This window comes from Pseudomonas sp. PDM22 (genome assembly GCF_014851965.1).
In the GTDB taxonomy this organism is placed as follows: Bacteria; Pseudomonadota; Gammaproteobacteria; order Pseudomonadales; family Pseudomonadaceae; genus Pseudomonas.
Window position 1 is genome coordinate 220822 of record NZ_JACVAR010000006.1, and the last position, 17991, is coordinate 238812.

General features: G+C 66.7%; 14 protein-coding genes. 6 read left to right on the plus strand and 8 right to left on the minus strand.

Features of this window, described 5'->3' with window-relative positions; translation table 11 throughout:
• Positions 1-127 precede the first annotated feature (127 nt).
• From IB255_RS21655 to IB255_RS21665, 3 genes are all read left to right on the plus strand, one after another.
• On the plus strand, positions 128-637 hold the full coding sequence (locus IB255_RS21655) for a hypothetical protein (RefSeq protein ID WP_225594956.1): 510 nt from the start codon (positions 128-130) through the stop codon (positions 635-637).
• Positions 638-675: 38 nt separating this feature from the next.
• Entirely contained in the window at positions 676-1026 is a 351-nt protein-coding gene (locus IB255_RS21660) for a VOC family protein (protein WP_081516679.1), read from the plus strand.
• 268 nt (positions 1027-1294) lie between these two features.
• Positions 1295-2236, plus strand: coding sequence for a hypothetical protein (locus IB255_RS21665; protein ID WP_192210849.1), 942 nt, complete (start codon positions 1295-1297; stop codon positions 2234-2236).
• Between the two features lie 46 nt (positions 2237-2282).
• Here the strand turns inward: IB255_RS21665 and IB255_RS21670 are convergent, their stop codons facing one another.
• A complete protein-coding gene (locus tag IB255_RS21670; protein ID WP_192210850.1) occupies positions 2283-3104 on the minus strand; it encodes an alpha/beta fold hydrolase in 822 nt (273 codons plus the stop codon).
• Positions 3105-3243: 139 nt separating this feature from the next.
• A complete protein-coding gene (locus IB255_RS21675; protein ID WP_081516676.1) occupies positions 3244-4143 on the minus strand; it encodes a LysR family transcriptional regulator in 900 nt (299 codons plus the stop codon).
• Positions 4144-4260: 117 nt separating this feature from the next.
• On the opposite strand from IB255_RS21675, the gene IB255_RS21680 reads away from it, so the two are divergent.
• A complete protein-coding gene (locus IB255_RS21680; RefSeq protein ID WP_192210851.1) occupies positions 4261-5253 on the plus strand; it encodes an aldo/keto reductase in 993 nt (330 codons plus the stop codon).
• A 67-nt stretch (positions 5254-5320) separates the two neighbouring features.
• The gene (locus IB255_RS21685) at positions 5321-5788 is read left to right on the plus strand and encodes a thermonuclease family protein (protein WP_081516674.1); all 468 of its coding nucleotides are present in this window, start codon (positions 5321-5323) and stop codon (positions 5786-5788) included.
• 12 nt (positions 5789-5800) lie between these two features.
• Here the strand turns inward: IB255_RS21685 and IB255_RS21690 are convergent, their stop codons facing one another.
• The 5 genes from IB255_RS21690 to IB255_RS21710 all read right to left on the minus strand — a co-directional run bounded on the left by IB255_RS21690 (position 5801) and on the right by IB255_RS21710 (position 15667).
• Positions 5801-6607, minus strand: coding sequence for a substrate-binding periplasmic protein (locus IB255_RS21690; protein ID WP_081516673.1), 807 nt, complete (start codon positions 6605-6607; stop codon positions 5801-5803).
• 95 nt (positions 6608-6702) lie between these two features.
• Positions 6703-9420: a magnesium-translocating P-type ATPase gene (gene mgtA, locus IB255_RS21695; RefSeq protein WP_192210852.1), complete on the minus strand. Its 2718-nt coding sequence runs from the start codon at positions 9418-9420 to the stop codon at positions 6703-6705.
• Positions 9421-9531: 111 nt separating this feature from the next.
• Complete coding sequence (locus IB255_RS21700) at positions 9532-13197, minus strand: translocation/assembly module TamB domain-containing protein (protein ID WP_081516671.1); 3666 nt, start codon at positions 13195-13197, stop codon at positions 9532-9534.
• Between the two features lie 14 nt (positions 13198-13211).
• Positions 13212-14939 carry an autotransporter assembly complex protein TamA gene (locus IB255_RS21705; protein ID WP_081516670.1) on the minus strand — a complete coding sequence of 576 codons (1728 nt, stop codon included), beginning with the start codon at positions 14937-14939 and terminating at the stop codon, positions 13212-13214.
• Between the two features lie 80 nt (positions 14940-15019).
• The gene (locus tag IB255_RS21710; protein ID WP_081516669.1) at positions 15020-15667 is read right to left on the minus strand and encodes a GNAT family N-acetyltransferase; all 648 of its coding nucleotides are present in this window, start codon (positions 15665-15667) and stop codon (positions 15020-15022) included.
• A 129-nt stretch (positions 15668-15796) separates the two neighbouring features.
• On the opposite strand from IB255_RS21710, the gene xthA reads away from it, so the two are divergent.
• Positions 15797-16609, plus strand: a complete 813-nt coding sequence (xthA, locus tag IB255_RS21715) for an exodeoxyribonuclease III (RefSeq protein ID WP_081516668.1) — start codon at positions 15797-15799, stop codon at positions 16607-16609.
• A 57-nt stretch (positions 16610-16666) separates the two neighbouring features.
• On the opposite strand, the gene IB255_RS21720 is transcribed toward xthA, so the two are convergent.
• Positions 16667-17872: a hypothetical protein gene (locus tag IB255_RS21720; RefSeq protein ID WP_139791496.1), complete on the minus strand. Its 1206-nt coding sequence runs from the start codon at positions 17870-17872 to the stop codon at positions 16667-16669.
• Positions 17873-17991 lie beyond the last annotated feature (119 nt).

Genomic DNA, 17991 nt, shown 5'->3' on the forward strand with positions numbered 1-17991 from the left:
GGCTGGACTCGGCGCAACCCTGCCCCCACGCGGGTTGCGTCTAACCTGACAACACACCCGCCCCTCCGTGCCCAGGCACAGCTCGTGGATGCGTGGCGTCCCTGTGCTCACTGCGGAGGCGTTCGTCATGGCCAATCCCCTTTCCACCCTGGGCATCGTGCATACCGCCATCAGCCTGGTACCACTGGTTGCCGGGTTGTGGGCTTTCTACCAGGCGGGGCGCATCGATCCGCGCAGCCCGGCCGGACGCTGGTATGTCTACGGAATGATCCTCGGCGTGCTGACGGCCTTCGGCCTGTCCAGCACCGGCGGCTTCAACGCCGGCCACGCCATCGGCATCCTCTGCCTGATTGCCATCGCGGCAGGCAGCTACGCGCAGCGGATCAGCGCGCTCGGCGGGCTGCGCGAATATGTGGAAACCGGCGCGATGAGCTTCAGCTTCTTCCTGATGATGATCCCCACGCTCAACGAGTCGCTGTCGCGCCTGCCGCCGTCCAATCCCATCGGTCAGGGCCCGGATTCACCGCCGGTGCAGACGGCGGTGCTGGTCGCGCTGCTGGTGCTGGTGGTCGGCGTGCTCTACCAGTTCTACCGCATCCACCGCCGCCGCATGCCACCGGCACGCCCGGCACACTGAACGTCTCTGCTGGCGGCGTCCCTTCACGGAGCGCCGCCATGACCGTCCGCCGCATCGTCGCCAACCTCGCCACCGGCCAGCCTGCCGAGGTCGCGCGTTTCTACCGCGAGCTGTTCGACCTCGACGTGGTGATGGACCACGGCTGGCTGATCACCCTCGCCAGCGGCGACAGCGCGCTGGCGCAGATGAGCCTGGCCAGCGAAGGTGGCTCCGGTGCGCCGGTGCCGGACCTGTCCATCGAGGTGGACAATCTCGACGAGGTGTACGAGCGCGCCCACGCGGGCGGCCACGAGATCACCTACGCACTGACCGTCGAGCCCTGGGGCGTGCGGCGCTTCTTCCTGCGTGACCCGTTGGGGACGCTGTTGAATGTGCTGGAGCACCGCTAGCCACTGACCGTTCGTCACTCCCGCCTTTGCTTGCCCCTCTTTCCCGGCAAACCGCCTGGGGCGACCTAAACTGCTTCTGGGCGCCGCCGAGCAAGGCCGCCCAGCGCCGGATGGAATCGGTTCCCGCCCGCCAGGCAGAAGCCCGCAACGCACCATGCAACCCGACGCCCGAGACAGCCCCTGCCCAGAGCCCCGCCCTGCCAGAAACCGGCAGCAGCCCTGCTCCAGGTGCTTCCCGCCTCACCAGGAACAACTTCGGGAGAACCGCATGAGCATTCGCAATTCCAAGGAACCGGCCGAAGGCGCAGGCCAGCCGAAGCCGCAGCGGCCCTTCGCGCACCCACAGGACCACCTGTCGCAGCTCTATGACCTGCCGCCCGGCCAGTTGCCGGACGCGCTGGGTGCCACGCCGAGCCAGGCATCCGCCTATTCGGCCGGCGCCACGGACTACGCCCGGAAACAGCAGCAGAGCGCACAGCACACCCTCGACCAGCTCGACGAACTCGATGAAGCCCTGCAACGCGAGGCGAGCCGGCCCACCCCCGATGCCATCGTCACGCCGGATGGCGCGCCCGACACCCCGCTCAGCCAGGCCGATCAGTTGCTGCAAGCAGTTGTTTCGCAGGACGCCAGTGACACCGAAAACGTGCTGCAGGACGTGCAGAGCACTCTCGACTCCCTCGCCGGCATGGCCCAGGGCCTGTCGCAGCAACGCCTGGACTCCATCAAGGAACGCGAGACGCTGGACGCGCGCCAGGAACAGGCCGATGAGCGCGAGCGCCTGCTCAACGAACGGGAAGACGCCTTGCGCCAATGGGAGCAGCGGTTACAGCAGGAGAAGGCTGCGCTGACCCGCCTCGGCGAGCAGCAGGCCGCCACCCTCGCCGAACGCAGCGCCACGCTGCAGGCGCTGGCGGAAACCGTCGACAGCCGCGACCGCGCCACCAGCAAGCGCTGCGAGCTGCTGCAGTCGGAGCAGGACCAACTGGAGCGCAAGCTGGCGCAAATGCGTATTCGCCATGCCGACCTGGACGGCCGCGAGACGTTACTGCAACAGAAGGACAACGAGCTGACCGAACGCTTCAAGCAACTGGTGGACGCCAAGGAGCGCTTCGGCGCCATCGTCCGCAGCTTCAATGAAACGGTGCGTTTCAATACCGCGCTGAGCGCCATCAACCGCACCGTGGGCGGGCGTTCGGAAGACCATTGAATTCCTCCGCGCAATGCCGGGGCCCGGTGGCCCCGGCAGCGGTATCTCAGCGATTGAGGAAGCCCAGCAGGTCCTCGTTCACCTCGTCAGCTCGAGTGGTGCACATGCCGTGCGAGCCGCCCTTGTAGACCTTCAGCTCGCCCTTCTGCACCAATTCGACAGAACGCTGGCCAGCGGCGCCGATAGGCACGATCTGGTCATCGTCGCCGTGGAGGATCAGCGCCGGCACGTCGATTTTCTTCAGGTCCTCGGTGTAGTCCACCTCGGAGAACTCGCGGATGCACAGGTACTGGCCCAGGTGCCCGCCGGTCATGCCCTGCAGCCAGAAGTTGTCGATCACGCCCTGGGACTGCTTCGCACCCGGCCGGTTGTAGCCGTAGAACGGCACCGCCAGGTCCTTGAAGAATTGCGAGCGGTCTTCCTTCACGCCCTTGCGGATGCCGTCGAACACGTCGATCGGCAGGCCGCCGGGGTTGGCAGCCGTCTTGAGCATCAGCGGCGGCACCGCACCGATCAGCACCGCCCCGGAAAGACGTTTGGTGCCATGCCGGCCGATGTAGCGCGTCACCTCGCCGCCACCGGTTGAATGGCCCACCAGCGTGGCGGACTTGAGGTCCAGCGCATCGATCACCGCCGCCAGGTCATCGGCGTAGGTGTCCATGTCGTTGCCGTTGGCCGGCTGGCCCGAACGGCCGTGGCCGCGCCGGTCGTGGGCGATGACCCGGTAGCCCTTCTGCACCAGGAACAGCATCTGCGCGTCCCAGGCGTCGGCATTGAGCGGCCAGCCGTGGGAGAACACCACCGGCTGCCCGCTGCCCCAATCCTTGTAGAAGATCTCAGTGCCATCTTTCGCTTTGACGAAGCTCATTTAGGTCGTTTCCTTCAGGGAGTGGTTGAAAAGAAACGCCGCAACTCCAGCGACTGCGAACCGCTCTACGGCGGCCTTGAGCATAGCCAGCGCGGTGACGCCGGCAGCCGCGCCTGGCAGCTTTCCGACAAGCGACCACTCAGCCGATGCCGGCCGCGAACAAACCGCCGAGCCAGTCGGAGAACACCCGCAGGCGCCGCGACATCTGCCGGCGCACCGGGTGCAGCACGCTGACCGGCAGCGGCGGCGGCTGCCAGGCGCGCAGCACCTCCACCAGTTCGCCGCTGGCCAGGCCCTCGTGCAGGTGATAGCGCGGCGCCTGGATCATGCCGAAGCCGGCGCGGCAGGCGGCAATGTAGGCGTCGGCGTTGTTCACCGCGATCCGGCTGGGCAGCCGCTGGGTGCGCAGCTGGCCATCGAAGCGGAACTCCAGGTCGAAGATGCGCCCGCTGGAGGCCGACTGGTAATTGACCGCCAGGTGCCCTTCGAGCCGCTCCGGATGCTCGGGCAGGCCGAACTCCTGCACGTAGGCGCGGCTCACGCAGGTCAGTTGCTCCAGCTCGGCGATGCGCCGGCCGACCAGGCTGGAGTCCGGCAGTTCGCCTGCACGCAGCACGCAATCGACGCCTTCTCGCACCAGGTCCACCTGGCGATCATTCAGGCTCAGTTCGAGCTCGATCTGCGGGTAGCGCCGGCAGAACTGCGGCAGCGCCGGGATTACCACCAGCCGTCCCAGCGAACTGGGCAGGTCGATGCGCAGCTTGCCGCGCGGGTTGTCGGGCGAGTCGGAGAAGCAGTTCTCCGCCTCCTCCAGATCCTCCAGCAGGCGCACGCAGCGCTCGTAATAAGCCTGTCCATCGGCGGTGACGCTGACCTGCCGCGTGGTACGACGCAGCAGTTGCACGCCCAGGTGCGTCTCCAGTTGCTGGATCAGCTGGGTCACGCTGGCGCGCGGCATCTGCAGGCTGTCCGCGGCCTTGCCGAAGGCCTTGAGTTCGACGATGCGGGTGTAGACCTGCATGGCCTGCAAGCGGTCCATGGCGCACTCCGATTATTCATCCAGGCCGAATAGTTAAACCGCAATCTGCCGGTTTATCCATGCCTGACAAACAACAAGAATGGTCCTGCCCCTTTCCCCACCCCGGAGAATCCCCGCATGAAGACCCGCCGCCTGGGCTCGCAAGGCCCCGTCGTCTCCGCCATCGGCCTCGGCTGCATGGGCATGTCCGACTTCTACACCACCGGCAGCGATGAGGCCGAATCCATCGCTACCCTGCACCGCGCGCTGGAACTGGGCGTCACCCTGCTCGACACCGCCGACATCTACGGCCCGCACACCAACGAGGAACTGCTCGGCCGCGCCCTGAAGGGCAAGCGCGAACAGGTGTTCCTCGCCACCAAGTTCGGCATCGTGCGCACCCCTGACCAGCCGCAGGTGCGCGGCGCCAACGGCAGCCCGGAGTACATCCGCCAAGCCGTGGAAGGCAGCCTGAAGCGCCTGGGCACCGACCACATCGACCTCTACTACCAGCACCGCGTCGACCCCAAGGTGCCCATCGAGGACACCGTCGGCGCCCTGGCCGAGCTGGTGAAGGCCGGCAAGGTGCGCTACCTCGGCCTGAGCGAAGCCTCGGCAGAAACCCTGGAACGCGCACACAAGGTCCACCCGATCACCGCGCTGCAGAGCGAATACTCGCTGTGGACCCGCGACCCGGAAGAGAACGGCGTGCTGGCCGCGTGCGAACGCCTGGGTGTCGGCTTCGTGCCCTACAGCCCGCTGGGCCGCGGCTTCCTCACCGGCGCTCTGAAGAGCCCGGATGACTTCGCGCAGGACGACTACCGGCGCTCCAGCCCGCGCTTCACCGGCGAGAACTTCGCGAAGAACCTGCTGCTGGTGGACAAGGTCGCCGAGCTGGCCGCCGCCCGCGGGGTGAAGCCCTCGCAACTGGCGCTGGCCTGGGTGCTGGCCCAGGGCGAGCACCTGGTGCCGATCCCCGGCACCAAGCAGCGCAAGTACCTGGAAGAGAACGTCGCCACCGTGGACCTGGCTCTGACCCGGGCGGAACTGCTGGAGCTGGACGCAATCTTCCCGGCCGGTGCGGCCGCTGGCGGGCGCTACAGCGAACAGGTGATGGCGCTGATCCAGTAAAAGCTCTGCATCGGGGCTCCGGTGGACGCTCGCAGCGGTTATGCTGACGGGGTCCACCGGAGGCTCCATGCGATTCGTTCCCGCCGCACTGCTCGTACTTTCCTTCCTTCCCCTCGCCGCCCACGCAGATGAGGAGTGCCAGGTGACGGCCGTGTTCAGCGGCGACCAGCTGACCTGCCAGCGCGCGGATGGCGGTGATACCACCATCCACCTGCGCGGCATCACTGCTCCGGAACTGGAACAACCCTTCGGCCAGCGCTCCCGCGCGGCCCTGGTGCAGCTCGCCCTGGGCAAGAGCGCCACCCTCAAGCACGCCGAGCCGCTACCCGACGGCAGCCTGCGCGCGGCGGTGTGGGTCACCCCGGCGGAGTGCCCGAACTGCGGTCATACCCTGGATATTGGTCGCGCCCAGCTGAGCATCGGCCTCGCGCGCTGGCGGCAGAGCGACGCGCAGACGCCCGAGGAAGTCGGCCAGTACCAGTTCGAAGAGCACGAGGCCAAGGCCCGCCGCACCAATCTCTGGCGCAAGCCCTGATGCGGGAATCCGTCAGTTGCTGACGTAGTGCTGCAGGATGCGCCGATCCTCGCCCGCTTCCACCAGCGTCTTCAGCGTCTGCGCGTAGCGACGGACGAAGTCCTCGTCCTGGGTGCGCTTGCTGAAGGCGACCTCCGCCGACTCCGCTGACACCACCACGCTGGTGGGCTCGATGCGCTTGGCCAGGCCCAACTGCTGCAGTTCGTACTGGCCGCTGTGCTCATCGGCGATGATGCCGTCGATTCGGCCCTTGTCGACCATGTGCCAGAGGTTGCTGCGGCTGGGATTGAAGAACACCCGCGCGGCGAAGTCGGGGTCGGCCATCAACTGGCGATAGGGTTCACCGTAGGAAACGTCGATCTGCGCGCCGAGGCGGAAGTCGCTGCCGGGCAGGTCGGAAAGCTGCTGCAGGCTGCCCAGCTGGGGCAGGCCGCGACGGACGAAGAGGATGTTGCGCGACGGTGGCAGCACGGTACCGGAGAACCAGGCGTAGGCCTCGCGCTCGGGCTTGCGGAAGGCCCCGGGCAGCACGTCGAGGCGACCGAGTTCGAGTTCCTTGAGCGCCCGAGCCCAGGGCAGCTTGACCATCCGCACCTCGCACCCCAGGCGCTCCAGCACAGTGCGATTCAGCTCGACGTAGAGCCCGCCGACGCTGCCGTCGGGCAATTGCATGCTGAAGGGCGGGTCGTCATCCCAGCGCAGGGTCTTCTCGCAGGCGGCCAGCGGCACGCTGGCCAGCGCCAGGCCCAGCAGGACCAGGCGCTTCAGGCGCGCACGCGGGAGCAACGGCAGGCGATGGGCTTGCGACGGCAAGATCACGACTCACAGCAGGAGAAGACGGATGACCGGAGTGTATTGAACCCGATGCCTGCGTGACCAGTGGTGATCGGGTTCGCACGTTGGTTCCGTTTCGCTCACTGCCAGCCGTAGCGCCGGGCGAACCAGCCCTTCACGGTCTGGGTCAGCGCCATGTAGCCCAGCAGGATCGCCACCAGCCAGGGCCAGTACCCCAGCGGCAGCGCCTCCATGCGGAAGGAATGCGCCAGCGGCCCCATGGGCAGGAAGATCGCCACCGCGACGATCGCCAGGGTCATGCCCAGCAGCGGCCAGGCGGCGCGGCTCTGCAGGAAGGGAATGCGCCGGGTGCGAATCATGTGCACCACCAGCAGTTGCGAGATCAGCCCCTCGACGAACCAGCCGGACTGGAACAGCGTCTGCTGCGCCGGTGAATTCGCACCGAACACGTGCCAGAGCACAAGGAAGGTGGCGATGTCGAAGATCGAGCTGATCGGCCCGAAGAACACCATGAAGCGCCCCAGTCCGTCCGGGTTCCACTGCTGCGGCTTGCGCAGCAGTTCGTCATCGACATGGTCGAAGGGAATGGCGATCTGCGACAGGTCGTAGAGCAGGTTCTGCACCAGCAGCTGCAGCGGCAGCATCGGCAGGAAGGGAATGAAGGCGCTGGCCACCAGCACGCTGAACACGTTGCCGAAGTTGGAGCTGGCGGTCATACGGATGTACTTGAGCATGTTGGCGAAGGTGCGGCGCCCTTCGATCACGCCCTCCTCCAGGACCATCAGGCTCTTTTCCAGGAGGATCAGGTCGGCGGCTTCCTTGGCGATGTCCACTGCCGAATCCACTGAAATGCCGATGTCCGCCGTACGCAGCGCCGGGGCATCGTTGATGCCGTCGCCGAGGAAGCCGACCACGTGGCCGCGCTCGCGCAGCACGCGCACCAGGCGCTCCTTGTGGCTGGGCGTGAGCTTGGCGAACAGCGTGGTGCGCTCGGCCAGTTCGCCCAGCTCGGCGTCGTTGAGCTCGTCCAGCTGTGGGCCGAGCAGCACGCCTTCGACCAGCAGCCCCACATCGCGGCAGACCTTCAGGCTCACCCGGTCGTTGTCGCCGGTCAGCACCTTCACCGCCACGCCGTTCTCCGCCAGCGCGCGCAGCGCCGGGGCGGTGGTTTCCTTGGGCGGGTCGAGGAAGGCGATGTAGCCGGCCAGGCAGAGGCCGCTCTCGTCCGCCACGCCGTAGACATCGCGGGTGGGCAGCAGCTCGCGGGTGGCCACGGCGACCACCCGCAGGCCTTCCTGGTTGAGCCCGTCGGCCACTGCGCGGATGCTTTCCAGACGCGCCCCGGTGAGCGGCTCGACACCTTCGGCGGTTTCCACCGTGGCGCAGACCGACAGCACCTCTTCCAGCGCGCCCTTGCAGATCAGCAGGTGGTTGTCCTCGCGTTCGCTGACCACCACCGACATACGCCGGCGGGCGAAGTCGAAGGGAATCTCGTCGAGCTTGCGGAAGCGGCTGTCCACCTTCAGTGCATGACGCAGTTCGACGTGCTCGAGGACGGCGACATCCAGCAGGTTCTTCAGCCCGGTCTGGTAGTGGCTGTTGAGGAAGGCCAGTTGCAGCACGCGGTCCTGCACCTGGCCGAAGGCATCGGTGTGGCGCTCGAGGACGATGCGATCCTGGGTCAGGGTGCCGGTCTTGTCGGTGCAGAGGATGTCCATGGCGCCGAAGTTCTGGATGGCGTCCAGGCGCTTGACGATCACCTTGCGCCGGCTGAGCACCACCGCGCCCTTGGCCAGGGTCGAGGTGACGATCATCGGGAGCATTTCCGGGGTCAGGCCGACGGCGATGGACAGCGCGAACAGCGCGGCCTCCAGCCAGTCGCCCTTGGTGAAGCCGTTGATCAGCAGGACCACCGGCGCCATGACCAGCATGAAGCGGATCAGCAGCCAGCTGACCCGGTTGACGCCGGTCTGGAAGGCCGTCGGCGTCGGGTCGCTGGCGATCACCCGTTCGGCGAGGGAACCGAAATAGGTGCGCGTGCCGGTGCCGATCACCACCGCCAGGGCGGAGCCGCTAACCACCGTGGTGCCCATGAAGCACAGGCTGTCACGCTCCAGCGGGTTGCCCTGGCGGGCGTCACGCAGCTGGGCAAACTTCTCCACCGGCAGCGATTCGCCGGTGAGCGCGGCCTGGCCGACGAAGAGGTCCTTGGCGCTGAGCAGGCGCACGTCCGCCGGGACCATGTCGCCCGCCGACAGCCACAGCACGTCGCCGGGCACCAGCTCGCGAATCGGCACTTCCACCCGCAGCGCGGGGCCATCGCCTTCGGCACTGCGAAATACCGTGGCCGTGTTGCTGACCATCGCCTTGAGCTTCTCGGCGGCACGGTTGGAGCGCTTCTCCTGGATGAAGCGCAGCAGCGTGGAAATCCCCACCATGCTGCCGATCACCACGGCGGCCTCGACGTCCTCGGTGAACCAGGAAATGGTCGCGAGCACGGTGAGCAACAGGTTGAAGGGGTTGCAGTAGCAGTACCACAGGTGCATCCAGGCACCTAGCGGCCGGTCCTGGTCGACTTCGTTGAGCCCGTCACGCTGGCGGCGCTCGCCCGCCTCGGTCTCGTTGAGGCCCTCGCGCCGGCTCTCCAGGCGCTCCAGCACCGTGGCCGATTCCAGCGCGGACCACTCCAGCAGGGCCGCAGCCAGCGCATTGGGCGCCTGTCTCCCGGCCGCCGAACCGCGCAGCAGGTCACGGGCGACCAGCCGGCGCAGTTGGCGGGCCGGGAAGCCCTTGTTGATGAATTCGAGCAGATGGGTCCTGATGAGGTCCAGGCGCATGATGACTTTCCCCTTGTGCGCACTTCGTCCGGCGGCGGGGGGAGTCTGTGCCGGGTACCTTAAGGGGCCATGAAGACCGGCGGCGCCGAACGACGGCGCCGCCGAGCGCACTCAGAAGTCGCGCTTGTAGAAGATATCCAGGGAGCTGGCCAGGCCGCTGGCGGCCTCCAGGTAGACCTTCTTGCTCAGCAGGTAGCGCAGCGCGATGGTGTTGGCCGGTTCGAACACGCCCACGCCGTAGCGCAGGCTGAGACGGTCGGAAAGCTGGCCGCTGGCGACCACGCTGGTGCTGTTGCCGGTGCCTTCGGTGTCCAGCTGGAAGTCCTGGATGCCCAGGCGCTGGGCGACTTCACCGGTCAGCGGCGCGCTGCCGGCCAGGCCGAGCGCCAGGGCTGCCTCGCCGAGCATGTTGCTGTCCTCGCCGCTGGACATGGGCCGGCCCAGCACCAGGTAGGACAGCGCCTGCTGCTGGCTCATGGCAGGCTCGGAGAACACTTCGCTGCGCGGCTGCTCGGCGTTGCCGGTCAGGCGCAGGCCGGCCACCACGTCGTCGACCTTGCGGATCGCCTCGACGTCGAGGAACGGCTGGTCGATAGGCCCGGCGAACAGCAGGCGTGCGCGGCGGATGGTCAGCTTCTGGCCGTAGGCGCGGTAGCGGCCGTTGTTCAGGCGCAGCTCGCCACGGGTGTCCATGTTGTCGCCGATGTGCACCTGGCCCGCCAGCTCCGCGTTCAGGCCGAAGCCGCTGAAGGTCAGCTTGTCGCTGCCGACCCTGACATCGATATCCATGTTCAGCGCAAGCGCGCTTTTCGGCTCCTGCTTCGCGCCGACGATCACGCTGTCGTCGGACACCTTGACCGTGGACGGCGGCAACTGGCGAATGGTGATGGCGCCGCGCGGCACCTGCACCGAGCCGGACACGGCAAGCCGTTCGCCCGCCATCTGCACCGTGAGATCGGGCTCCACTTCGAGGTTGGCGTAGGGCTCCACGGTCACCGGCAGTCGACTGCCGCGCAGCTTCACGTCGACGTCCAGGCCACTGAACCAGGCGATGCGCCCGGACAGGCTGCCGTTGCCATGTTCTCCGGCCTTCCAGTCGCCGCTCAGGTCGACCTGCTCGCCGGCAATCCGGGCGGTGACCTGCAACTGCTCGAAACGGGTCGGCAGGTCGCCGCCGGAGATTTCCCCGTCGTTCAGGTGCAGCTCGCCATCCACCCGTGGTGCCAGCAGGCCGCCAGAAATCTGCCCGCTGCCGTTGAGGTGGCCTTTCAGGGTTTCCACCATGGGCGCAAAGGGCCGCGCCACGGCGATGTCCAGGCCACTGAGGCTGAAGGTGCCGCTCACCGGCTTGGCTCTCGGCCGCGGGTCGAGCTGGACCTGGGCCTGCAGGCTGCCGAGCTTGTCGCCCTGGAACTGCAGGCTGGTGTCGATGCGCCGGGGCGTCAGGCGGCTCTCCAGTTGCAGGCGCTGGTAGGGGAAGTCGACCCACTCCTCCTGCTCCTTGATGCGCAGGGTGCCGTTGTTGGCATTGATCAGGATGGAGCCGTTGGGGCCGCTGGCGGGCAGGTCGAGCTGCACGTCGCCGTCGAGCTTGCCTTTCCAGGCGAAGTCTTCGGGCAGCCAGCGCGCCAGGCTGTCCAGCGGGAACTCGCGCAGGTGCATGCGCAGGCGTGGATCGGGCATCAGCCGCTGGTCTTCCATGCACAGGCTGGCGGGGCCGGAAGCCCAGCAATGGGCGCCGAGGTTGATCCGACCATCCGCCAGGCGTTCCAGGCGTGCCGGCTGTTGCAGGCGCCAGTCCTGGCCGCCACTCTGGATATCGCCCTTCAAGAGACTTCCGCGCCAGTCCTTGCCGTTCCAGTTGCCGTCCAGGCCGAGGTCGAGCACTACCGGCTTGCCCTGCAGGTTCAGGGCAAGTTGCTGGCGCTTGAGGTCGCCGCTGCCCTCCAGCTTGAGCACGCCGAAATCGGTGTCGCCGCTGCGCAGCCCCTGGGCTGTCAGGTTGACGCGACCACGCTGGCCGGCATCGAGGGAGGCGCTCAGATCCAGTGTGCGCAGGCCCTGGTCGGCGTAGGCGACGCGCTGGCCGTCGAGCTTCAGCTGCCCTTGCGGCGCCTGCAGCGTGCCGGCCAGGTCGAGCTGGCCGTTGAGACGGCCAAACAGCTGCGGCCACAGCTGACCGAGGCGATTCAAGGCGATGTCCAGGCGACCGGATAGCCGCTGGTCCAGCGCGGCTTGCCCGCTGATGCGGTTGTCGCCCAGCTGCAACGCCAGGCCATCGACCTTCCACGCCTGCCCTGCCGCCGTGGCATTCGCCTTGAAGGTAGCCGGCTGGCCACGCAGGCGGCCCTGCAGGTCGAGGTTGGCATCGAGGTTCAGCGCTTCGCCCTTGAGCGAGCCCTTGCTGCGCAACGGTCCAGCGAGGCGGCCGGGCATTTCTTCGAGCCAGTAGGCCGGGTCGAGATCGGACAGGTCGAGCGCTGCGTCCCAGCTCACCGCATCGGCGAAACCGACCTTCAGGTGCCCTTCGGCCTTGCCCTGCCCGGCCACCAGTTTCAGCGACGGCAGGAAGACTTCCGCGAGATTGCCCGACACCGGGCTGGCCAGGGTGAAATCGCCGGCCGGCCCCTTGAAGGCGCCGTCAAAATTACCCAGGTAGGCACCCTCGCTGTAGCTCACCTCGGCCTTGAAGGTGTGTACGCTCACCGGCGGCTCGTCGATCTCCGGGTACAAGCGGCGCCAGGGGAAGTCCAGCCAGTCGAGCTGGGCGTTGGCGGCGAAGGCGTCTTTCCAGTCGAGGCGGCCGGTCAGTGCCACGCGCTGGTCCTTGGCGGCGCTCAGGTCGAGGGCGGCGATATCCGCACCCTCGGCGTCGACGCGCCCGCGCAGGGTCAGCACCACCGGGCTTTCCTCGGCGGGCAGCACGGCGGCGCCAGCCAGCTGGTAGCCATCCTTGAGGTTGCCGCTGGCATTCAGGCGCAGCTGGTTCAGCGTCAGAGTGTCGGGTAAGGACGCATCGGCCTTGAAGCCGTCGGCAGTCACCAGCGCGGTGGCCGGCAGGTTCTCCGCCAGCGGTTGCAGGTCTCCTTCCAGGTTGCCGTTCAGGTAGCCACTGCTCTGCGCCTGCAATTTGAGGTGCCCCATCAGCTCACCCTTGGCCTGCAGCTGCAGGGTCCAGGGCTTCTCGCCCGGCGCGGGCAGGCCAAGCGTCCCCTCGGCCTCCAGCGGCCAGCCCTGGGTCGGCTTCAGCAGGCCCTTGAGCGACAGGCTCAGGCCATCACGGGCAAGCTTCACTGAGTCGATGTGCAGGCCTTCATGGTCCCAGTGCGCGGCCAGTTCGGCGTCGCGCAGCTGCTCCTGGCCATCGAGCAGGAAGCGGCCGATGCGGATGTCACCCAGTTCCAGTGACAGCGGCAGGCTCAGGTCGGGCAGCTCGATGGGACCGGACGATTCGCTCGGCTCGCTCGGCGGCAGGGTCAGCAGCACTTCGTTGGCCACGACCTTGTGCAGGCACAGCGTCATGCGCAGCAGGCAGGCCGGCGACCAGTCGATCTGCGGCTGGTCCAGCACCAGATGGGTGCCGCCGTCGGTCCACTCCAGGCGCTTGGCGCTGAAACCACCGGCAAGGCGGCCGTCGAATTCATCGACGCTCAGGCCCGGCACCCAGCTCAGCACGGCGCGGCTGCCCGCAGGCGTGCCGAGCAAGGCGGCCACCGCAATGACCAGCAGCAGGATCAGCCCGAGCAGGCCGCCCAGGCTCCAGCGCAGAGCGCGCATCCAGCCCGCCCGGGTCACAGCTCAGGCCCCATGGAGAAGTGCAGGCGGATGCCGCCGTCCTCGTCCAGGCCATCGGCGAGGTCCAGGCGCAGCGGGCCGACCGGGGAAATCCAGCGGATACCGATGCCGACGCCGGTCTTGATCGAGGGGAAGTCCAGCGAGTTGAACGAATTGCCCTGGTCGACGAAGGCTGCAATGCGCCAGCGCTCTGCGATGGGGTACTGGTATTCGACGCTGCCAGCGACCATGTAGCGGCCACCGATGCGATCGCCGTCTGAGTTCTTCGGCGACAGCGTCTGGTAGTCGTAGCCGCGCACGCTCTGGTCGCCGCCAGCGAAGAAGCGCAGCGACGGCGGGATCGCGCTGTAGTCATTGGTGGCGATGCCACCAACCTGGATGCGTCCGAGCAACCGCTGCCCTCCCCAGAAACTGGTCACGCCCTTGGCCATGGCGTTGATATGGGCGACGTCGGCGTCCGCCAGCAGCCCTTCCTTGGCGCCCTTCACCTCGAATTGCAGGCGATAGCCCTTGCCAGGGTCGATCTTGTTGTCGGCCTCGAGGATCGAGTAGCCGATGCCCGGCATCAGGAAACTGCTCAGGCCCGAATCGTCGCCCAGTTTGTATTCCTCGCGCTGCCAGTTCAGCGAGACGACCCGCTGCCAGCCGCTGTCGAGCTTGTGGTGCCACTCGCCGCCGAGGGTCAGCAGCTTGCTCTCGGTGTCCACCAGGTCTTCGTACTGGTAGCCGCTGGTGAAACGCAGCTTGTCGGTGAGCGGCGGGTCCAGCGGAATTTCGTACCAGGCGCCGACGTTCTGCCGGGGCGCGGAAACTTCCGCCTCGAATCCCAGACTATGGCCCTGCGGGTTGACCCAGTGGCGGGTCCAGGTGGCCCGTGCACGGGGCCCGACGTCGGTCGAGAAGCCCAGGCCAAGGCCCATGGTGCGTGGCTTGCGCGCCTCCAGATGAACGTTCACCGGCACCACTTCGCCATCGGCGTTGGTCGGCGCGGCATCCACCCGCACGCCATCGAAGTAGCCGCTGGACTGCAGGGCCTGGTTGAGGTCGGCGATCTGTTCGGAATCGTAGTCGGCGCCTTCCTTGAACGGCACCATGCGCTGCAGCAGGTCCTCGTCGAAGGGGAAATCGCCAGCGAATTCGACCTTGCCCAGGCGATAACGCGGCCCGCTGGCGTACACCAGTTCGATGTCCGCCACGCCGGCTTCGGGGTCGATGCGCAACTGCTGCTGGGTGAACTGGCCGCGGAAGAAACCGAAGCGCGAGGCCTGGTTCTGGATCAGCCGCTTGGCGTCTTCGTAGGCACCGTGGTTGAGTTGCGCGCCGGGCTTCAGGGCGTCGCCGCCGGGCACTCGGAAACTCTTGAGTCTGGCTGCCGGGCCTTCGACGCGCACGGTGACGTTACGCAAGTGAACGGGCTCGCCGGGCCGCACATTGATGCGCAGGGTGGGCACCTTGTCGTCGGTCACCCGGCCACGGATTCGCGCCTGGTAGTACCCCAAAGCCTGGGCGGCCTTCTGCGCCTGCTCCACGGCATTGCGCCGGAATCTTTGCAGGGCCTCCTGATCACGCTCGCCAAGGCTGCCCACATAGGCCTCGATATTGGCCTTGAGCGCAGCGTTGGCGGGGGTGACACGAACGTCGAGATGGGCTTCGGCCGCCAGGCCCCTCTGCAAGCAGAAGGCCATCACCAGCAGCAGCCCAAGCAATCCTTGGACAACTCTCATGGCGCGAAATGCTAGCACGGGTTTTCCCCGTATTGCCTTCCTTCAGGCTGTAGGAAGCGTCTGAGGATTCAAGGCGACAGCTATCCCGCGGACACTTTCACTGCCTCGCGCCCATGGGTGGGATGGAACAACACGTGCTCGCGGATCGGGCCCAGCGCCACCTCTCCCAGTTCCTCGTAACCGTGGCGCCGGTAGAACTCCAGGTAGCGAGCGTTGCCCGTATCCAGCACGAGCCCCTGGGAGCCGCCGTCCTCGGCGCACCAGGCATGCAGCGCATCGAGCAACTGCTCGCCCAGGTGCTTGCCCTGGAACTCCGGGTGCACGCCGATCAGCGGCAGGATGTGATAAGGCCCCGGCGGCAGGCAGCCGAGCACGGCGGCGTGGTAGTCCAGGTAGCGTCGGGTGCAACCCAGGCCGGTGGTGAGCAGCATGCGCATGCGCCAGAACCAGCTCTCGGTGACATCCAGGCGACGTTGCGGCGGGACCACCAGCGCTACACCCACCAGACGATCCTCGATCAGCAGGCCAATGGCGGGCAGCTCCTCGAGGAAGTGCTGGTTGACCAGCTCGCGGACGGTCGCCCGCACGCGCTGGTCAAAACCGGCACGGTCGGATTCGAACAGGTAGGCGAAGGTGGGTTCGTGGCGGTAGGCGTGATAAAGCAGCGAGCGGACTTCACGGCTGTAGTTGCCGTCCAGCAGACGGACTTCGGCGAGGGTATCAGGCATGCGGACGCCTCTTCGTGTGAGTTCTTCTTATGGTTATGAGTCCAGCCACAAAACCCTAGCAGCGCCTTGCCGGGGTCGCCAGGGTCGCCCTACCTGGGCTAGCATCGTGCTTTTGCCAGGGCGCCCAGGATGAAAATCGTCTCCTTCAATATCAACGGTTTGCGCGCACGTCCCCACCAGCTCCAGGCGATCATCGAACGCCACCAGCCGGACGTGATCGGCCTGCAGGAAACCAAGGTTGCCGACGAGCAGTTCCCCCGCGAGGAGATCGAGGCCCTTGGTTACCACGTGCATTACCACGGACAGAAAGGCCACTACGGCGTCGCCCTGCTCTCCCGCCAGGAGCCGCTGGAGCTGCAGCGCGGCTTCCCCAATGACGGCGAGGAATCCCAGCGCCGCTTCATCTGGGGCACCTTCAAGGACGCCGATGGCCAGCCGATCACCGTGATGAACGGCTACTTCCCCCAGGGCGAGAGCCGCGACCATCCGGTGAAATTCCCCGCCAAGCAGCGCTTCTACGCCGATCTGCAGGACCTGCTGGAAACCCGCTTCCAGCCCGACCAGCCGCTGGTGGTGATGGGCGACATCAACATCTCGCCGGAGGACTGCGACATCGGCATTGGCGAGGAGAACCGCAAGCGCTGGCTGAAGACCGGCAAGTGCAGCTTCCTGCCGGAAGAGCGCGAATGGCTGGCTCGCCTGAAGGGCTGGGGCCTGGTGGACAGCTTCCGCCTGCAGAACCCGAGCGTGGACGACCGCTTCAGTTGGTTCGACTACCGCAGCCGTGGCTTCGAGGACACGCCCAAGCGCGGCCTGCGCATCGACGTGATCCTCGCCTCCGAGGCCCTGCGCGGCCGCATCGCCGAGACCGGCGTGGACTATGACATCCGCGGCATGGAAAAGCCCTCGGACCACGCGCCGATCTGGCTGCAGCTGAAGTAATCGCCTGGAACGAAAAAGCCCGGCCAATGCCGGGCTTTTTCATTTTCCGGTGAGAACTCAGGCTTCTTCCGCACCGGTTCCAACCGTCTTGCTGATGGCGCTGTAGGTCGTATTGAAGCGCACGGTCTCGTTGAAACCCTTGACGATGGCGCCAAAGCGCTCCTTGGCGTCGAGCAGTTGCTTGAAACGGTCCGCCAGCTCGCCGCTCTGGCGCTGCAGGCCGGCCTCGCGATCATCCAGCTCCTGAACCCGCGCACGCAGCTGGTTCTGCTGGCGGTCGATGCTCTGCTGCTCCTGGCCCAGGACCTCAGCGCGCTTGGTCGTCGCGCGGTCGCGGCTATCGACGGTCTCGGCCAGGGCCTGCAAGGCCGTGCTGCGTTCGGCAAGAACGGCGGCGTTGTGTTCAGCGATGCGTTCGATACCTTGTTTCTCTTCCTGCAGGCGTTGCTCCTGCTGACTCAGGCGCTCCTCCCGCTCGGCCAGCTGGCGCTCGCGCTCCAGTGTCGCCAGACGGCGCTCCTCGAGCGCCTCGCGCATTTTCACGATCTCCAGTTTCTGCTGCGACAGGCCGTGCGCCATGCCAGCCAGCGAGTCGAGAGTGGACTGAACATCGTGCAGGACGCCATCGGTTTCGAGGACCGAAGATTGGCGCACAGTCACGGCGGATTCCACGGACGCCCGGGCATTCGCGGCTTCGGTGGTGGTGGGTTGGGCTTGAGCGTTCATGATGGAGGTTTCCTCGTGGGAAATGGGGGAAGTCGCCTGACTGGAAAGCAAATGGGTTGTCGCATCGACAGGAGTGCGTGGGTGGCCCTGGTTCGGCTCCGGAATCCGTAGCGAATCCAGCAGGATCTCAGACTCTTGAACTTCGGAAACTGCCGGCTCGAAATGGGGAACTCCAGCGGCCAGCGCCAGTGGCTCGGCGGTGTCGGGGGAGTCGTTGTCCGCGACACCCAGCCCAGAACAGGCAGAGGCGAGTTCGGCAAGGTCTCTTTCGAGGTGCTCGAAAGCCTCCAGGGACTGAGGTCCCTCCGGCTGCCCGGCGGGCGACGTCTTGTCGCTCTGAATCGGGATGTACCCTGCCGATAGTGCAGGGCGAGCAATTTTCTCGGCCGGCGGGGGTAGAGGTGCCGTGAGACTGGGCAGACTCTCGTCAATAGCTGGAGAAAGAAGTGCGGTGACCTCACCGGACGAATGTGGAGCGGTCACGTCTGACGAGCCGTCCTCCTGGAGTCCTTCGAACCGCTGCGCATCTGAAGTCATGAAACGTCCTACCCTGAGGGTGGTCAGCCACACCTTCTCTGCACGCCGCACGACAAGTCGAACGGAGGTCGGAGACTCGGTGGCGCTGCCCCTTCGCAATCAAGGGCAACAGGCCGACG